The sequence below is a fragment of the Sandaracinomonas limnophila genome (assembly GCF_004005965.1).
Lineage (GTDB): Bacteria > Bacteroidota > Bacteroidia > Cytophagales > Spirosomataceae > Sandaracinomonas > Sandaracinomonas limnophila.
This window is the reverse complement of record NZ_SACY01000003.1, coordinates 429668-446181: the sequence shown is the minus strand read 5'-3', so window position 1 is coordinate 446181 and position 16514 is coordinate 429668. Positions and strand designations below refer to the sequence as shown.

The 16514-nt window shown below is 36.9% G+C and carries 16 protein-coding genes; 9 read left to right on the top strand and 7 right to left on the bottom strand.

Features of this window, described 5'->3' with window-relative positions; all coding sequences use genetic code 11:
• The first annotated feature begins 14 nt into the window (after positions 1–14).
• Together EOJ36_RS08135 and EOJ36_RS08130 are read left to right on the top strand one after the other, a co-directional pair.
• On the top strand, positions 15–1796 hold the full coding sequence (locus EOJ36_RS08135) for an acyl-CoA dehydrogenase (protein WP_127804184.1): 1782 nt from the start codon (positions 15–17) through the stop codon (positions 1794–1796).
• A 31-nt stretch (positions 1797–1827) separates the two neighbouring features.
• Positions 1828–3765, top strand: a complete 1938-nt coding sequence (locus EOJ36_RS08130) for a M1 family metallopeptidase (protein WP_127804182.1) — start codon at positions 1828–1830, stop codon at positions 3763–3765.
• Positions 3766–3824: 59 nt separating this feature from the next.
• Here EOJ36_RS08130 and EOJ36_RS08125 read toward each other — a convergent pair whose 3' ends face one another.
• The 6 genes from EOJ36_RS08125 to hemA form a co-directional block, all read right to left on the bottom strand.
• Positions 3825–4685, bottom strand: a complete 861-nt coding sequence (locus tag EOJ36_RS08125; RefSeq protein ID WP_127804180.1) for a prephenate dehydrogenase — start codon at positions 4683–4685, stop codon at positions 3825–3827.
• A complete protein-coding gene (locus tag EOJ36_RS08120; RefSeq protein WP_127804178.1) occupies positions 4675–5850 on the bottom strand; it encodes a pyridoxal phosphate-dependent aminotransferase in 1176 nt (391 codons plus the stop codon). Before EOJ36_RS08120 ends, EOJ36_RS08125 begins: the two co-directional genes overlap by 11 nt.
• Positions 5851–6038: 188 nt before the next feature.
• Positions 6039–6422, bottom strand: a complete 384-nt coding sequence (locus tag EOJ36_RS08115) for a type II toxin-antitoxin system VapC family toxin (RefSeq protein ID WP_127804176.1) — start codon at positions 6420–6422, stop codon at positions 6039–6041.
• Positions 6407–6628 carry a hypothetical protein gene (locus tag EOJ36_RS08110; protein WP_127804174.1) on the bottom strand — a complete coding sequence of 74 codons (222 nt, stop codon included), beginning with the start codon at positions 6626–6628 and terminating at the stop codon, positions 6407–6409. The genes EOJ36_RS08115 and EOJ36_RS08110 overlap by 16 nt, the downstream gene beginning before the upstream one ends.
• Positions 6629–6633: 5 nt before the next feature.
• Positions 6634–7077 (bottom strand): regulatory protein RecX, encoded by a 444-nt coding sequence (locus tag EOJ36_RS08105; RefSeq protein WP_127804172.1) that lies wholly within the window; start codon positions 7075–7077, stop codon positions 6634–6636.
• A gap of 3 nt (positions 7078–7080) precedes the next feature.
• A complete protein-coding gene (gene hemA, locus EOJ36_RS08100; protein ID WP_127804170.1) occupies positions 7081–8361 on the bottom strand; it encodes a glutamyl-tRNA reductase in 1281 nt (426 codons plus the stop codon).
• A 104-nt stretch (positions 8362–8465) separates the two neighbouring features.
• Here hemA and EOJ36_RS08095 point away from each other — a divergent pair, with 104 nt between their 5' ends.
• From EOJ36_RS08095 to EOJ36_RS08065, 7 genes are read left to right on the top strand one after another with little or no spacing between them, the layout of a single operon-like run.
• Positions 8466–9290 carry an SDR family oxidoreductase gene (locus EOJ36_RS08095; RefSeq protein ID WP_127804168.1) on the top strand — a complete coding sequence of 275 codons (825 nt, stop codon included), beginning with the start codon at positions 8466–8468 and terminating at the stop codon, positions 9288–9290.
• 1 nt (position 9291) lies between these two features.
• Entirely contained in the window at positions 9292–10266 is a 975-nt protein-coding gene (locus tag EOJ36_RS08090) for a YheT family hydrolase (RefSeq protein WP_127804166.1), read from the top strand.
• 9 nt (positions 10267–10275) lie between these two features.
• Positions 10276–12186 (top strand): phosphoglycerate dehydrogenase, encoded by a 1911-nt coding sequence (serA, locus tag EOJ36_RS08085; RefSeq protein WP_127804443.1) that lies wholly within the window; start codon positions 10276–10278, stop codon positions 12184–12186.
• Between the two features lie 10 nt (positions 12187–12196).
• Complete coding sequence (locus EOJ36_RS08080) at positions 12197–13279, top strand: aminotransferase class V-fold PLP-dependent enzyme (protein WP_127804164.1); 1083 nt, start codon at positions 12197–12199, stop codon at positions 13277–13279.
• A 28-nt stretch (positions 13280–13307) separates the two neighbouring features.
• Positions 13308–14300, top strand: a complete 993-nt coding sequence (locus EOJ36_RS08075; RefSeq protein WP_127804162.1) for a Gfo/Idh/MocA family protein — start codon at positions 13308–13310, stop codon at positions 14298–14300.
• Positions 14301–14304: 4 nt separating this feature from the next.
• Entirely contained in the window at positions 14305–14961 is a 657-nt protein-coding gene (locus EOJ36_RS08070; protein WP_127804160.1) for a GDSL-type esterase/lipase family protein, read from the top strand.
• 3 nt (positions 14962–14964) lie between these two features.
• Complete coding sequence (locus tag EOJ36_RS08065) at positions 14965–15696, top strand: NUDIX hydrolase (RefSeq protein ID WP_127804157.1); 732 nt, start codon at positions 14965–14967, stop codon at positions 15694–15696.
• A gap of 76 nt (positions 15697–15772) precedes the next feature.
• On the opposite strand, the gene EOJ36_RS08060 is transcribed toward EOJ36_RS08065, so the two are convergent.
• On the bottom strand, positions 15773–16489 hold the full coding sequence (locus EOJ36_RS08060) for a YebC/PmpR family DNA-binding transcriptional regulator (RefSeq protein ID WP_127804155.1): 717 nt from the start codon (positions 16487–16489) through the stop codon (positions 15773–15775).
• Positions 16490–16514: the final 25 nt, after the last annotated feature.

Sequence of the window (16514 nt, the reverse complement as noted above, 5' to 3'; positions counted from 1 at the left end):
AAATCACAAATGCTATGGCAAAGGAATATGATCGTCGGAACCTTGATTTTATCTTAAAAGAAGTTTTTGAATACGGAAATCTGTGCAATTATCCATACTACGCAGATTATGCTCCCGATATGTTTGATATGGTATTAGATACTGCTGAGGCTATTGCTGAGCGACATCTACGACCGATGTTTGTCCCAGGCGATCGGAAACAAGCCGAATTAGTGGGTGATACCGTGCAAGTATTACCAGAAATCGAAGCCTATCTGAAAGAAATGGGTGAGGCAGGATTGATTGGCGCTACCTTCTCCTTAGAAAAAGGGGGACAACAATTGCCTGCCATGGTGGGTGGAGCCAGCGAGTTTATTCGCGGGGCGGCCAATAATTCCGTGATTATGTTTTCCGGATTAAGCAATGGCGCTGCCCATTTGATTGCCTCGTTTGGTTCACAGGAATTACAGGAAAAATATGTGCAAAAGATGCTTTCGGGCAAGTGGACAGGTACCATGTGCCTAACCGAACCGCAAGCGGGTTCATCTTTGAATGATGTTGTTACTTCTGCAAAACCTTTGGATAATGGTTCCTATTCCATCAAGGGACAAAAGATATTTATTTCTGGAGGAGACAATCAGTTCTCTGAAAATATTATTCATTTGGTATTGGCCCGTATCGATGGCGCTCCAAAGGGAACCAAAGGGATTTCACTTTTTGTGGTTCCTAAGCGTTTGGAAGATGCTTCCGGACAATTGAAAACCAATTTTGTGAAGTCTATTGGTGTGTTTCATAAAATGGGACAAAAAGCAACGCCTGCCTTGCATTTATCGTTTGGTGATGATGGAGAGAGTATTGGATTTTTAGTGGGTGAAGCCAATAAAGGATTGATGTATATGTTCCAAATGATGAACGAAGCTCGTTTGGGTGTTGGTTTGGGTGGTGCTTACATTTCTTCTGCTGCCTATCATTTTGCCAAACAATATGCATCAGAAAGGGCGCAGGGGAGACCAGTGAGTAATAAAAATCCAGAAGCAGCACCTGTTTTAATTCAAAAACATCCTGATGTTCAACGCATGTTATATGCGCAAAAGGCAATTTTTGAAGGCGCTATGGGATTGTTGTTCCAGTGTTTTTTATGGGACGATTTGTCGAAATGCAGCGAAGGAGAAGAAAAGGAAACCTATGAATTGTTGCTCAATTTAATGACGCCAGTGGCTAAGACCTATCCTGCCGAAAAAGGTATAGAATCTGTGAATTTAGGTTTGCAGGTTTTGGGTGGATATGGTTATACAGAAGATTTTCCGCTGGAACAAATGGCTCGGGATATGCGAATTTTCTCCATTTATGAAGGAACTACCGGAATTCATGGCTTGACTTTATTGGGAAGAGAAGTGCCCTCACATAATGGAAAGGCACTAAAAGAATTAACCAAACTTATTCAGGCCGAAATTGCAGAGGCAAAAAATGTTCCTGAATTGGTTAAATATGCGGAAAAGTTAGAAGCATCTATTTCTAAATTAGGACAAGTGACCATGCACAAATTATCCATGGCTGCCGCTGGAAAAATCGAAGAGTTCTTGGCTGATTCTTCGTTATATATGGAACTTTTTGGGCTAAATATGGTGGCTTGGCAATGGTTAAAACAGGGAATAGTTGCCCATCAAAAATTAAAAAATTCTGAAGTTCATTCCGAGGACAAATCATTTTACTTGGATAAAATTCATACGATGAAATTCTTTTACCACTATGAAGTACCAAAGGCTTTGGGGCTTTATGAGCGGTTAATGGATGATGAAATATTAACCATTTTTTAATTAACTTTAAAATTCATTAACAATTTAAACTATGTTGAAAAAAAGCATCTTGGTAATTGCGGCATTGGTATCTACCATTTCCCTTTTTGCTCAAAAAAATTCTAATTATAGTCAATACGACTTATTCCATCCCTTATGGAATTATCAATATAATTCGCCACAACGTTCGGGTTCTGGTGCCCCAGGTCCAGCTTATTGGCAAAACTCAGCAGATTATAAAATTTCGGCTACCTTGAACGATGAAAATAATTCGGTAACAGGTGAGGTTGAAATTACCTATAAAAATGCTTCTCCAGACAAGTTAAATTATTTGTGGTTGCAATTGGATCAAAATTCATTCAATACGCAATCGAGAGGCGGTAAAACAACTCCTGTAACAGGTGGACGTTTTGGTAACTTAGATTTCAATGGAGGTTATACCATTAGCAATGTGTCAATCGACGGAAAACCTGCTAATTATTTGGTGGAAGATACACGTATGCAAATTCGTTTGGCGCAACCAATGGCTGAAAAAGTGGGCGTGGTAAAAGTTAAAGTAGCTTATTCTTTCACTATTCCAAAAGATGGATCGGATAGAATGGGTATTCAAGAAACAAAAAATGGTCCGATTTATACCATTGCCCAGTGGTTCCCAAGAATGTGTGTGTATGATGACATTGAAGGTTGGAATGTGCTTCCCTATTTAGGTGCAGGTGAATTTTATTTGGAATACGGAAATTTTGAGTACAACATTACGGTGCCTGCATCACATATTGTAGTTGGGTCAGGAGAGTTGATGAACACCTCTGAAGTGTATACTTCAGAGCAAACAAAACGTTGGGCACAGGCAGCAAATTCAGATAAAACAGTTGCTATTCGTTCTGAATCAGAATTAAATGATGCTGCATCTCGACCATCTAAAGGTTCTTTAACCTGGAGGTTTAAGTGTCAAAATGCGCGCGACGTCGCTTTTGCAACGTCAAAAGCCTTTATCATTGATGCTGCAAAAATCAATTTGCCTTCAGGAAAGAAAATTTTAGCTATTTCTGCTTATCCAAAGGAGTCGATTGGAAGCAATGGATATGAGCGTTCAACGGAGTTTGTGAAGGCATCCATCGAATATTATTCTAATTGGTTGTATGAGTTTACGTATCCAGCTGCTACAAACGTTGGTGGAACGGTATCTGGAATGGAATATCCAGGTATTGTATTCTGTGGACAGGATGCAAAAGCAGCAGGATTGTTTGGTGTGATTGATCATGAATTTGGACACAACTGGTTTCCAATGATTGTGGGTTCAAACGAGCGTAAGTTCGCTTGGATGGATGAAGGTTTCAATACCTTTATCAATTTCTATTCAATGGATGCCTTCAATAAGGGTGAATTCAAGAACAGAAAGTTTGATATGCACCAAATTGCACCGCGTTTATTCAGAGAAAATGCTGACCCAATTTTAAGTATTCCTGATGTGATTCAAGCCAATAATTTAGGTTGGGAGGCCTATAACAAACCTGGATTTGGTTTACGCATCTTGCGTGAAAATATTTTAGGGCCAGATCGATTTGATTATGCTCTAAAAAATTATATTAAAAATTGGGCATTCAAACACCCAACGCCTTTAGATTTCTTTAAGTCAATCGAAGATGGTGCTGGTGAAGATTTAGGTTGGTTCTGGAGACCATGGTTCTATGAGTTATGGAAATTGGATCAGTCTGTTAAAGGTGTTTCATACATAGAGCAAGATCCAACCAAGGGTGCAATTATTACGATTGAAAATATGGAGAAAATGGCAATGCCTGCGGAGGTAGATGTAGAAGTAGCTGGTGGTGAAAAATTACGTGTGAAGTTTCCAGTAGAAATTTGGCAACGTGGAGGCACTTGGGAATTTAAAGTTAACACAAAGTTACCTATCAAATCAGTTACCATTGATCCAGATCACGTGTTTCCAGATATTAATTCAAAGAATAATACTTGGAAGCCGAAGAATTAACCTCCCCCTGCCCCCTCCTTCGAAAGGAGGGGGTGGCCGAGGTAAGAGACCGGGGGCGGTTAGCCTTTTAGCACTCTTTTAATATCATTTGCCTTCTCTAACTCTTCTTTTAACTTTTCATAACTGCCAGCTAAAAGGAGTCCTTTGTATTTTAGCAGGGTATTGATATACTCATCCAAAACATCCAATAAATTTTCTTGATTTTGGTGAAAAATCTGAATCCACGTTTCTGGAGATGATTTGGCCAAACGAACGGTTGATTCGAAACCTGTGGAGGCTAATTCGAAAATACGTTTCTCATCTTTTTCTTTTTCCAAAACGGTATTGGCCAAGGCAAAAGAACAGATGTGTGAAATATGCGATATATAGGCCGTATGGACATCATGCGAGATGGAATCCATGTAAATCAAATTCATTCCTAAGCCAGTTTGGTAGAGGTCTTCAATTCGTTTTACCAAATCAACATCACTCAATTCCTCGTCGCAAATAACAGCGCGTTTGTTTTTGAAAAGTCCCTCAAAAGCAGCTTCTGGTCCTGAAAATTCCGTTCCGGCCATCGGGTGTGTGCTGACAAATTGTTTTCTTTTTGGGTGATTTTTGATCGCCTCGTAAATAGGAGTTTTGGTAGAACCAACTTCTATTACAACCTGATTAGGATTTAATTTATTCAGGATTTCAGGCAATGCAGCCACCAGATTATCCACAGGAACAGCAATAATTAAAACCGTTAGTTCCTTTAGTGCAACTTCCAATGGTTTTAATTCATCAATCAAGCCTAATTCTAAGGCTCGTTTTTGATTTTTTCTACCTGTGTCAATTCCAATACACTTTTTTGCCCACCCAGATTTTTTCAAATCCAGTGCCATTGAACCTCCAATTAAACCGATTCCTAAAATACCAACTACTTCTTTAGAGTCCATTTGTTTTGTTTTTTATGCGATCAATTGCTGTTTGAAATACCTCTTCTTTGGCGCAAAGTGATATGCGAATATATCCATCACCTTGGCTTCCAAAAATACCTCCTGGAGTAATGAAAACTGCATTTGCTGCTAATATTTTATCCGATAATTCATAGCCTGAAGTGTATTCTTTTGGAATTTTTGCCCAAACAAACATACCAGTTTGTTGGTGGTTATAGGTACAATGTAATAGTTCCATGAGTTCAAAGACCTTTTTTTGTCGAGAACGATAAATTTCATTTTGTTTGTCAAACCATTTGGCATCTGATTTCAATGCTTCTACAGCTGCTTCTTGCAAAGGTAAAAACATCCCAGAATCCATATTGGATTTGAATTTCAAAGCGGGCTGAATAAATTCCTCTTTCCCTAAAATAGCTCCAATTCTCCAACCGGCCATGTTATGCGATTTGGAAAGTGAGTTCAATTCAATGGCTACCTCTTTCATCCCTTCTATGGAAAGAATGGAAATAGGGTTTTCATTTAGGATAAAGCTGTAAGGGTTATCGTTTACTAGGAGAATATTATTTCTTTCGGCAAAGGTTTTTAATTTTTCAAAAAATGCTTTATCTGCTTTGGCTCCCGTGGGCATGTGTGGATAATTGACCCACATGATTTTCACTTTCGATAAATCTTGTTTTTCAAGTGCATCTAAATCGGGCAACCACCCTGTTGATTCTGAAAGAGAATATTCTCTGACAGTAGCACCAGCTAATTTACAGGCTGCAGCATAGGTTGGGTAACCCGGATTAGGAATTAAGGTTTCATCACCGGCTTCCAAATAAGCCATTGCTAAATGCATAATACCTTCCTTGGAACCGATTAAAGGCAATATTTCTGATGCTGGATTTAAGTTTACTTGGTAATGTTTTTGGTAAAAGTGAGCAAAAGCTTCACGAAGTGCTGGAATACCTTGATATCCTTGATAGGCATGGTTTTCTGGTTTTGCTGCGCTTTGTGTTAATGCAGCAATGGTATTTTCAGACGGAGCTAAATCGGGAGAACCGATACCTAAATTGATAACGGGAATCCCATTTTGTCTCATTTGGGCAATTTGTTTCAATTTGGTAGAGAAGTAGTATTCTTCCACTGAATTGAGTCGTGAGGCAGCTTGTATGTGTATGCTCATAAAATAAAAAAAACCGACATTTGGGTGTCGGCAGCTATATTTTTAATGGAAAAACTAATATACCGACTCATCTGCAAGTGTAATAACCTGCATAGTAATAAGCGCCGTAATAAGTGTTTCCTGTGTAATTCATATTTCAAATATAGGAAAATCTTTTTTAAAACTCAATTTTATGAAAATCGTTAATTTTAAATTGAATGAGGATTGATTATTTTCAACTCATTTATTTTTTCAAAATCCTTTTTATTTCTAGTGATAAGTACCATGTTATTTGCAATTGCTGTTGAGGCTATTATTGCATCGGGTAATTTAGTTTTATGTACTTTTCTTATTTCTATACAAATGTTAGCTACTTCATTTGTTAATTCATAAATATTTGAATCAAAAATGAAATTTTTTAAAATAATTTGATTTTCATCAGACGTATTGAAACTTAATACTTCAATTTGACTTAGAATTGAAATGTTTGGAGTTGAGTCGATAATTTTGTCCATAAAATTCTTAGACCTACCGGGTATTTTGTTTCCTAAATAGTCTATAATTGCATTTGAGTCAATTAAATATCGTTCCATTCTTTGCGACTTTTTGAGATATAGTGGTTAATATTATCTGCTACTTTATTTGAAATTTTTCCAGAATATTTATCAGATAATTTATTTTTTTGAGACTCAAACTTTTTTAAATCTTCGTGAATATTTAAAATTTTATTCCAATCCTCAATGGGAATTACCACTGCGGTATGCTTTCCATTCTCATCTGAAATATATTGTAGGTCCATTTTGATTATCCTTTCATCAAAGATACGATTAAATCCATCTCAAAACCTCTGCCCATCAGATAATTAACAGTTTTCTGATTTTTTTGCCAAGGGTCTAATTTGCTATTTTTTATGAGAGTTTGTTGAACCAATTTTTCAAGGGTTTGTAAATAATCCTCGTCTTGAATTTCTTCTAAACCTTTTTTTATTTTTTCAGCACTGATTTGGCGTATTTTGAGCTCAAATCGGATTTTATTGCGACCCCATTGTTTTTGATTAAACTTTGAACGGGCAAAAATTTGAGCAAATCTGGTTTCGTTTAAATAATTGTTATCTTCCAACCATACAATATACCCTTGGAAATCTTCGGGTTGAATTTCCAATTTTTGCATTTTAAGCTTTAATTCCTGTATACACCTTTCCTGATAAGCACAGAAACGGGCTAAGGAATTGAGCTTTGCGCTATCCATGATTTATTTATTGTGAAGTGCCGAGTCGTCTACTTGTTCCAGATTGAACAAGTCGTTCAAAACATCTACCATTGTTTCAGATTCGCCACGCTTACAAGCGGCCTTTAAATGAATGATAGGTTGTTTGATGATTTTCTGAACTAAATTAGAAGTGATTTTTTCTAATTTTTCAATTTCTTCAGAACTTAATCCTTTGATGTGTCGATTGATTTCCTCTTTTCTGATTTGTTCTAAAGAGTTTTTTAATTTATGAATGACAGGCGATACTTCCATTTCTTTCGACCAATCTAAAAAGCTATCAATACTCTCAATAATGATGTCTTTCACATGCGGAATAGCTGCCAAACGTTGTTGAAGAGCTTGGTCGGCACGTTCTTTTAGGGTATCAATATTGTATAAAAGCATTCCTGAAATTTTTTCAATTCCTTCTTCAATGCTTCTAGGTACAGATAAATCAATAAAATATTTGAAAGAAAGTACTTGTATTTTCTTTAATTCTTGTTGCGTAATAATCGGATCATTGCTCCTGACAGAGGAAATAATAATATCTGCTTTTGCAATTTCATCCCAAAGATTTTCATAAGAAGCTACTCTGAAAGCGTTTCCTTGAGCTAATTTCTCAGCTTTTTCCAAGGTTCTATTCATGATGGTTATTTCCGCAAAATCTTTATCCTCCATGTTTTTGCAAACATCCATACCGATTTCACCTAATCCAATGACCAAAACCTTTGGTTGTGGAATGGCTTGTGACAATTCTTCTGCCAGGGCAACGGTTGCATAAGAAACAGAAGCTGCGCCATCGCGGAAGGAAGTTTCTTGGGCTACACGTTTGTTTGCATAGAAAATGGTATGCATTAAGCGGTGTAAATAGGGTCCAGCCAAGTTCAAATCTGCCGCTAATTGATAGGCTTTTTTGATTTGATTTGGGATTTGTAAATCGCCTACAACTTTTGATTGTAAACCTGTTGCTACCTCAAATAAATGCTGTAATGAAGGGTTTGTTTCCTCGTTTTGTACAAACCATTTACAGTTTTCTGGACTTGCTTCCAGGTTTTTACCTTTCAACAAATCTTTTACAATGGAATTTGAATAAGCTTGAGAGGAAGTATAGTAAATTTCTGTTCGATTGCAAGTTGAAACGATTAGTAAATCATTTAAGTCGTATTTTTCTTTACACTGTAAAGCAAAAGCCTTGCTTTCTTCCTCGTTTAAGGCAACTTGCTCCCTAATAGCTAGGGGTGCACTCTTGTGAGAAATACTTACCGACTTAAACGGAACTTGCATTGGATTAAATCAAAATTTACAAGTTGCAAAAATAAGGAGCAATTGTCTATTTTTATATACTCTTTGGAAGAAATTTGTAAATTAGGTCAATTTTAATCTAAAAAATGATATTCGTCAATAAAACGCTGTTTATTTCAGGTGCTTCCAGAGGAATTGGCCTGGAAATTGCTTTACGATTTGCTGCGAAAGGGGCAAATATTGTGATTGCTGCTAAGACTGATAAGCCCCACCCAAAATTGCCCGGGACAATATACACGGCAGCTGAGCAGATAGAAAAAGTAGGAGGCAAGGCTTTGCCCTTGGTGGTAGATATAAGAGAGGAGGCACAGGTGGTGGAAGCGGTTGAAAAAGCAGTGCAAACTTTTGGAGGAATCGATGTGTTAATTAATAATGCCTCGGCTATTCAATTGACGAATACCTTAAACACAGACATGAAAAAGTTTGATCTGATGCATCAGGTCAATGCGCGCGGTTCTTATTTGTGTGCAAAGGCTTGTTTGCCTTATTTGTTGAAAGCAGGGAATCCACATATTATAACTCTTTCTCCACCTTTAAATATGGAAACCAAATGGTTTAAACATCATTTGGCTTATTCAATGGCTAAGTTTGGGATGTCGATGGTTACCCTAGGTTTAGCTGGTGAGTTTGAAGGCAAAGTGGCTGTAAACTCCTTATGGCCTAAAACAATTATTGCTACAGCAGCCATTGAGTTTGCAGTTGGAAATGCAGAAATGCTCACATTGGCAAGAAAACCAAGTATTATGGCGGATGCAGCCTTTGAAATTATTCAAAAAGATGCAAAAACTTATTCTGGTAAATTTTTGATAGATGAAGATGTTTTACGTGAAGCGGGAGTTAGTGATTTTTCGATGTATAAAAATGACCCAAATGTTTCAGATGCTCAATTAATTCCTGATTTCTTCATATAATATGCCGTTTTTAGAAAATCCCCAAGCTTTTGAGTCCCCCTTTTGGTTGCCAGAAAAACATACACAGAGTATTTTTCCAGCATTATTTCGAAAAGTGGATTTGAAATCGCCCACTAGGGAGCGTTTTGTGCTTTCAGATGGTGATTTTGTGGATTTAGATTGGTATGTTAAGGGAAAAATAGGAGATCGGTCTATGTTGATTATTTCTCACGGCTTGGAGGGTAGCAGTAGTCGGCATTATGTGACCGGTTTAGCTAAAAAAGCTATTCGAGCAGGAATGGATGTTTTGGCTTGGAATTACAGGTCTTGTTCTGGAGAAATGAATTTGAACAAACGATTTTATCATAGTGGTGCCACCGATGATTTAAATGAAGTAGTTGATTATGCGATTCAGAAAGGAGCTAGGGAATTAGATATGGCCGGCTTTAGTTTGGGTGGAAATTTAACCTTGAAATGGTTGGGTGAAAAAGCTGAAAAACCTCCGAAAGGATTACGAAAAGCTGTGGTTTTTTCCGTACCTTTGCACCTTTCAAGTAGTTCCCAAACGTTGGCTCGACTTGAAAACTGGATTTACACCAAACGATTTTTAAGTAGCCTTGTTGAAAAGGTTCAAAAAAAAGTAGAGTTGTTCCCTGAATTAGCTCATCAATTAAAATTGTCCAAAATTGAAACACTTTGGGATTTTGATGAATACGTAACAGGGCCTCTGCACGGCTTTGCTGGCGCGGAAGATTATTACGAGAAAAATAGCTCTATTTACTTTCTACCTTCTATAAAAGTGCCTGTTTTGATTGTAAATGCAGCAAATGATCCTTTTTTGTCGGAACAATGTTTTCCAATAGATTTAGTAAATTCTTTAGAAAATGTGTTTTTAGAAATTCCAAACGAGGGAGGTCATTGCGGGTTTTATCCAAATGATTACAAGGGTTTTCTTTGGTCTGAAACACGTGCAATCCAATGGTTGAGAGATGTATAGTATAATATGATGCCTAATAAACAAAAAGAACAATTGACAATTGTTATCGATTTTGACAGTACTTTCACCAAGGTGGAGGCTTTAGATGAATTAGCTGATATCGCCTTGTTGGGAAATCCCAAACAAGCAGAAATTGTATCAAAAATTCGCGAAATTACCGATAAAGGAATGGCTGGGGAGATTGGTTTCGCAGATTCATTACGTGATCGTGTGGCATTATTGTCGGCCAATAAAATTCATATTGAACAATTAATTAAGTTTTTGAAAGGTAAGATTTCTGACTCTTTCAAAAGAAATAAAGCATTTATTCAAGAGAATGCGGATTCAATTTTAATTGTTTCTTCAGGATTTAAAGATTTTATCGTTCCTGTGGTAGAGGAGTTGGGAATTGCGGAGGAGAACGTTTATGCAAACACATTTACTTACGATGCAGAGGGTAATATTTCTGGATATGACCAAGAAAATTTATTGTCGAAAGACGGAGGTAAAGTATTGTTATTGAAATCTTTGGAATTAGAAGGAGAGGTTTATGCCATAGGTGATGGCTATACTGATTACGAAATGCGTGAATCGGGTCTTGCCAATAAATTTTATGCATTTACAGAAAATGTATCTCGCCAAAACGTAACAGAGAAAGCAGATTTCGTGGTTCCTTCCTTAGATGAATTTTTATACATCAATGGTTTGAGTCGAGCGCAGTCTTATCCAAAATCAAGAATCAAGGTTTTGTTATTGGAAAACGTGCATCCAAAGGCAGTTCAGGCATTCAAAAAAGAAGGATTTCAAGTTGAGTTGTTGAAAGGAGCATTGGATGAGGAGGAGTTGATTGAGAAAATTAAAGATGTATCTATCTTAGGATTACGTTCCAAAACGAATTTAACAAAAAAAGTTTTAGAGCACCCGAATGCATCTCGTTTGATGTGTGTGGGAGCATTTTGTATTGGAACCAACCAAATTGATTTAGCTGAATGTGAAAAGCGAGGTATTGCAGTGTTTAATGCCCCGTATTCAAATACACGTTCGGTGGTAGAATTGTCGATCGGTTTAATGATTATGTTGACGAGAAATATCGTTGAAAAATCGAATCGAATGCATGCTGGAGTTTGGGATAAATCTGCAACAAATTCGTATGAAATCAGAGGAAAGAAAATTGGTTTGGTAGGTTATGGAAATATTGGTACTCAGATTTCTGTTTTAGCAGAAGCCTTGGGTATGGAAGTTTATTTCTATGACATTGTAGATAAATTGGCTTTAGGCAATGCTAAAAAATGCAATACCTTGAAAGAGCTTTTGTCGCAAGTTGACTTTGTGAGTTTACACGTTGATGGTAGAAAGTCTAATACTAATATCATTGGAGAGGAGCAATTCTCATGGATGAAGGAAAATGTAATTTTCTTAAACTTGTCGCGTGGACATGTCGTTGAAATTTCTGCCTTAGTGAATGCCATTAAATCTGGCAAAGTTTGGGGAGCAGCGGTTGACGTATTCCCTTATGAGCCAAAAACAAATGATGAAGAATTTGTAAATGATTTACGTGGTTTACCAAATGTAATTTTGACACCACATATTGGCGGATCCACTGAGGAAGCCCAAGCGAATATTGGTGAATTTGTGCCTTCCAAATTATTACAATTTATGAACAATGGAAGTACATACGGTTCAGTGAATTTCCCTGAATTGCAATTGCCACCTTTGGAAAATGCACATCGATTGTTACATATTCATCAAAATGTACCAGGAATTTTGGCGAAAATAAATAATGTATTTGCGAAATATTCAGTTAATATCATTGGACAATATTTGAAAACAACCGAAAAAACGGGTTATGTAATCACAGATATTTCCAAAGAATACGCTGAGGAAATCGCAAAAGAATTAAAAGAAATAGACAACACCATTAAATTTAGAATGTTGTATTAAGATGAGTGCAATGAACAAATTATTTTTTACTCCAGGACCTGCCGGACTATTTCCAACTGTTCAAGGACATTACGAACAAGCCTTTAGAGAAAATATTGGTTCTATTTCACATCGTTCATCTACTTTTCGAAAAATTTATCAACATGCAGATGAACAATTAAGGATATTGTTCAATTTGCCAAAAGAAACGGGTGTTTTATTCACGGGTTCAGCCACCGAGGTTTGGGAAAGAGTATTGATGAATACCGTTGAGCATGAAAGTTTCCATTTGGTGAATGGTTCTTTTTCGAAAAAATTTCATGAATTTTCTCAACAATTACACAAATTTGCGCACAAATTTGAAAAACCTTTCGGCGAAGGATTTGATGCGAATGAAATTACCGTTCCCGAATACGCAGAATTGATTTGTACTACCACCAATGAAACCTCTTCTGGGGTTCAAATGCGCGTACAAGAAATACATAAATTAAAAAAATCAAATAAAGATAAATTGTTGGTAGTGGACATGGTTTCGTCTGCACCTTACACCAATTTAGATTTTACTTTAGTTGATTCTGCTTTCTTTTCGGTACAAAAAGCATTTGGTATGCCTGCAGGATTGGGTGTTTGGTTCGCAAGTGAGGAGATGGTGGAGAAGTCGAAACGCATCCAGCAACACGAAGGCATTGTAGGTACATATCATTCCTTACCAAGTCTTTGGGAAAATTATAAGAAATTTGAAACTCCTGAAACGCCAAATGTTTTGAGTATTTATGTGCTAGGCAAGGTGGCAGAAGATTTTAACCGCATTGGAGTAGAGAATATTCGAAAAGAAACTGAGCGAAAGGCCAAATCTTTATATGATTTTGCCAAAAAATCCAATCAGTTTGACATATTTGTGGAGAATGAATCACATCGTTCACAGACTGTTGTGGTATTAAATTGCAAAGAAAATTCTAGTAAGGTGATTCAAGATTTGGAGGCTAAAACAGGTATGGTTTTAGGTTCAGGTTATGGAAAATTGAAGGAAACTCAAGTTAGAATTGCCAATTTCCCGAATGTTAATTTTGATCAAGTTCAAGAATTGATTGAAAATCTGAAGAATTTATCCTAATTTAAGTTTCGCTTAAACCTAAATAATTATGAAAAATGGTGAACCCATTCGTTGGGGTATTTTGGCATGTGGTGGAATTGCTGAAAAATTTGCCGATGATTTGGCCTATGTCAAAGATGGTTTTTTGGCCGCAGTTTCTTCCCGTAGTTTAGAAAAAGCACAACAATTTGCAGCAAATTATGGTCCTGAGGTTAAAGCCTATGGTTCCTATGAAGCCATGTTATCAAGTGGCGAAATTGATGTAGTGTACATTGCTTCTCCCCATGGATTGCACCATGAACATACCTTGATGTGTTTAAATGCAGGTATTCCTGTACTTTGTGAAAAAGCATTTGCCATCAATTCAAAGCAGGTTTCTGAAATGATTCAAACAGCCAAGGATAAAAAGATTTATTTGATGGAGGCTCTTTGGACTCGTTTCCATCCATCTATGGCTAAATTGTTAGAGATATTGAATTCTGGAGTTATTGGCGATGTAGTTCATCTAATGGCTGATTTCGGATTCAGAGCTGAATATATCCCAGAAGCGCGTTGGTTTAATCCAGTTCTAACTGGCGGATCTTTATTAGATATCGGAATTTATCCACTTTTTATTTCAAGATTGGTATTGGGAAATCCAAAAGAAATTAAAGCCTCTGCAACATTTGCACCTACTGGTGTAGATATGAATTGTTCGATGATTGCAACCTATGAATCGGGAGCAACTGCAACGTTATTCTCCACTTTTGCGGCTAATACAGACACCACTTGTACCATTTATGGCACAAAAGGTAAGATTTTGATTCATTCCAGATTCCATGAAACCAAAGGAATTACTCTGGAGGTGGAAGGACAAAGACCAGAGTTTTTTGAAACTGAGCGCTTAGGATGGGGTTACAGTTATGAGGCGGAGGCTGTTCAGGCAGATTTGCGTGCGGGAAAATTAGAAAATGACTGGATTTCTCACCAGCATTCAATTGAAATAATGGGACTTTTAGATGAAATCAGAAAACAAATTGGTTTAAAATATCCAAACGAATAAGAAAATGAAAAATATACTTTTAGCATTTTTATTGCTTTTTAGTGCAAGTGTTTTTGCTCAAAATCCTTTTGAAAGAGAAATTGTTGCCTATGAAAAGCAAGATTCTATTTCAATGCCTAAAAAAGGGCAAATCTTATTTTTAGGAAGCTCAAGTTTTCGTTTATGGAAAAATTTTGATGCTGATATGAAAGGAATTCCTGCCTTCAATAGAGGTTTTGGCGGCTCAACATTAAAGGATGCCTTGTATTATTTTGATCGTATGGTGGTTAAGTATCAACCCTCATGGATTTTTATGTACGAAGGAGATAATGACATAGCGAAAGGGGAAAGTCCAGAGTTTATCCGTGATGAATTTATAGATTTTTCGACTCGCCTAAAAAAAGTGTTGCCTAAGACAAAATTAGTTTTTGTGGCTGCTCGTCCAAGTTTGGCAAGAACGTCCAATTTACAAAAACAAAGAGAGTTGAATTCACTGATTCAATCAGTAGTAAAAGAACAAAAAGGTCTTTACTATTTAGATATGCATAATCCGTTTTTTAATGCGGATGGAAGCTTAATGCAAGATATATTTGTTGCAGATAAGTTGCATTTAAATGAAAAAGGATACCAAATTTTTGCAGATCAAATTAAAAACTTCATCAAAACAAATAAAGTAAAATAGGGTATGAGTGTAATTATTGATGCATTAAATAGGCCTTGGTTACCCTACCTTTCAGTCGATTGTGTCATTTTCGGATTCAAGGATAATCGCTTGAATGTACTTTTATTGACCTTTAAGAATTCTAAGGTCCAATGTTTGTCGGGTGGCTTTGTGAAACCTGAAGAAGATGTGGATACAGCTGCAAAACGGATTTTATTTAATCGTACTGGGCTGAAGGATATTTATTTGGAGCAATTTTACACTTTTGGAAATTTGAAGAGGAATCAAACTGCACAAGCTGAGCATCAACAGGTAAACGCAGATATGGGCCGTTCCAAAGAGCATTATGAATGGCTATCTGATCGATATATTACGATTGGGTATTTTGCCTTAGTGGATATTGAAAAGGTAAACGTGAGTCCAGATGAAATATCTTCAGAAGCCAACTGGGTAGATGTTGAAAAAATTCCAAATCTTTTCTTAGATCACAATGAAATAGTTGAAAAGGCATTAGAAAGACTGAGGGAATCGCTTGATACGCGTTTATTGGCCTTTAATTTGTTGCCTGAAACCTTCACAATGGCAGAATTGCAGCGGGTTTATGAAGTTATTCTGGGAAAAGAATTAGTTCGGACAAATTTCCAGCGCAAAATTCTGAGTATGGATATTTTGGACAGAATAGAGAAGAAATATACAGGCGGGGCACATAAAGCACCGTATGTGTATAAGTTGAAAAGTGAGCCAGTGAGCCAGTGAGCAGAGTGAGCAAGTGAGCTAGTAAAAGTAATTGGCTCACTGGCTCACTCTGCTCACTGGCTCACTCTGCTCACTATTAACTCATATTGTGATACACGTTCTGCACATCATCATCCTCTTCCAATCGGTCAATTAATTTCTCGATGTCCGCAGCTTGCTCGTCTGTTAAGTCTTTGGTTTCGTTTGGGATGCGTTCAAAATCGGCACCTAATAATTCATAACCTTTACCTTCTAAGAATTTTTGGATAGCTCCAAAAGAGGTGAATTCTCCGTAAATATTGATTTGATTCGTTTCCTCGTCTAAAAATACTTCATCAACGCCTAAATCAATTAATTCAAATTCTAGTTCTTCCAAATCGATTTCTGGAGAATTGGCAATTTTGAATACTGATTTACGAGTGAAAATAAAATCCAACATGCCTTGTGTTCCTAAAGAGCCCCCACATTTGGTGAAGGATGAACGGATGTTGGCAACGGTACGATTGATGTTATCAGTAGTTGTTTCAACTAAAATGGCAATTCCATGCTGACCATATCCTTCGTATACAATCTCCTTGTAATCTTCTTGGTCTTTTGAAGAAGCGCGTTTGATGGCACGTTCAACGTTATCCTTCGGCATGTTTACAGCCTTGGCATTTTGGATAATAGCTCTTAATCTAGAATTTGAAGTTGGGTCGGGTCCACCAGCTTTTACTGCAATTACAATATCTTTTCCAATTTTGGTAAAAGTTTTGGCCATCTGGCCCCAACGTTTAAACTTTCTTGCTTTTCTAAATTCAAAGGCTCTTCCCATAGGTAATATTAATTTGTTGCAAATT

Bases quoted from the DNA above. Each gene is read 5' to 3' on its own strand.
- EOJ36_RS08135 (WP_127804184.1), top strand. From the start codon at position 15: ATGGCAAAGGAATATGATCGTCGGAACCTTGATTTTATCTTAAAAGAA.
- EOJ36_RS08130 (WP_127804182.1), top strand. From the start codon at position 1,828: ATGTTGAAAAAAAGCATCTTGGTAATTGCGGCATTGGTATCTACCATT.
- EOJ36_RS08125 (WP_127804180.1), bottom strand. From the start codon at position 4,685: ATGGACTCTAAAGAAGTAGTTGGTATTTTAGGAATCGGTTTAATTGGA.
- EOJ36_RS08120 (WP_127804178.1), bottom strand. From the start codon at position 5,850: ATGAGCATACACATACAAGCTGCCTCACGACTCAATTCAGTGGAAGAA.
- EOJ36_RS08115 (WP_127804176.1), bottom strand. From the start codon at position 6,422: ATGGAACGATATTTAATTGACTCAAATGCAATTATAGACTATTTAGGA.
- EOJ36_RS08110 (WP_127804174.1), bottom strand. From the start codon at position 6,628: ATGGACCTACAATATATTTCAGATGAGAATGGAAAGCATACCGCAGTG.
- EOJ36_RS08105 (WP_127804172.1), bottom strand. From the start codon at position 7,077: ATGGATAGCGCAAAGCTCAATTCCTTAGCCCGTTTCTGTGCTTATCAG.
- hemA (WP_127804170.1), bottom strand. From the start codon at position 8,361: ATGCAAGTTCCGTTTAAGTCGGTAAGTATTTCTCACAAGAGTGCACCC.
- EOJ36_RS08095 (WP_127804168.1), top strand. From the start codon at position 8,466: ATGATATTCGTCAATAAAACGCTGTTTATTTCAGGTGCTTCCAGAGGA.
- EOJ36_RS08090 (WP_127804166.1), top strand. From the start codon at position 9,292: ATGCCGTTTTTAGAAAATCCCCAAGCTTTTGAGTCCCCCTTTTGGTTG.
- serA (WP_127804443.1), top strand. From the start codon at position 10,276: ATGCCTAATAAACAAAAAGAACAATTGACAATTGTTATCGATTTTGAC.
- EOJ36_RS08080 (WP_127804164.1), top strand. From the start codon at position 12,197: ATGAACAAATTATTTTTTACTCCAGGACCTGCCGGACTATTTCCAACT.
- EOJ36_RS08075 (WP_127804162.1), top strand. From the start codon at position 13,308: ATGAAAAATGGTGAACCCATTCGTTGGGGTATTTTGGCATGTGGTGGA.
- EOJ36_RS08070 (WP_127804160.1), top strand. From the start codon at position 14,305: ATGAAAAATATACTTTTAGCATTTTTATTGCTTTTTAGTGCAAGTGTT.
- EOJ36_RS08065 (WP_127804157.1), top strand. From the start codon at position 14,965: ATGAGTGTAATTATTGATGCATTAAATAGGCCTTGGTTACCCTACCTT.
- EOJ36_RS08060 (WP_127804155.1), bottom strand. From the start codon at position 16,489: ATGGGAAGAGCCTTTGAATTTAGAAAAGCAAGAAAGTTTAAACGTTGG.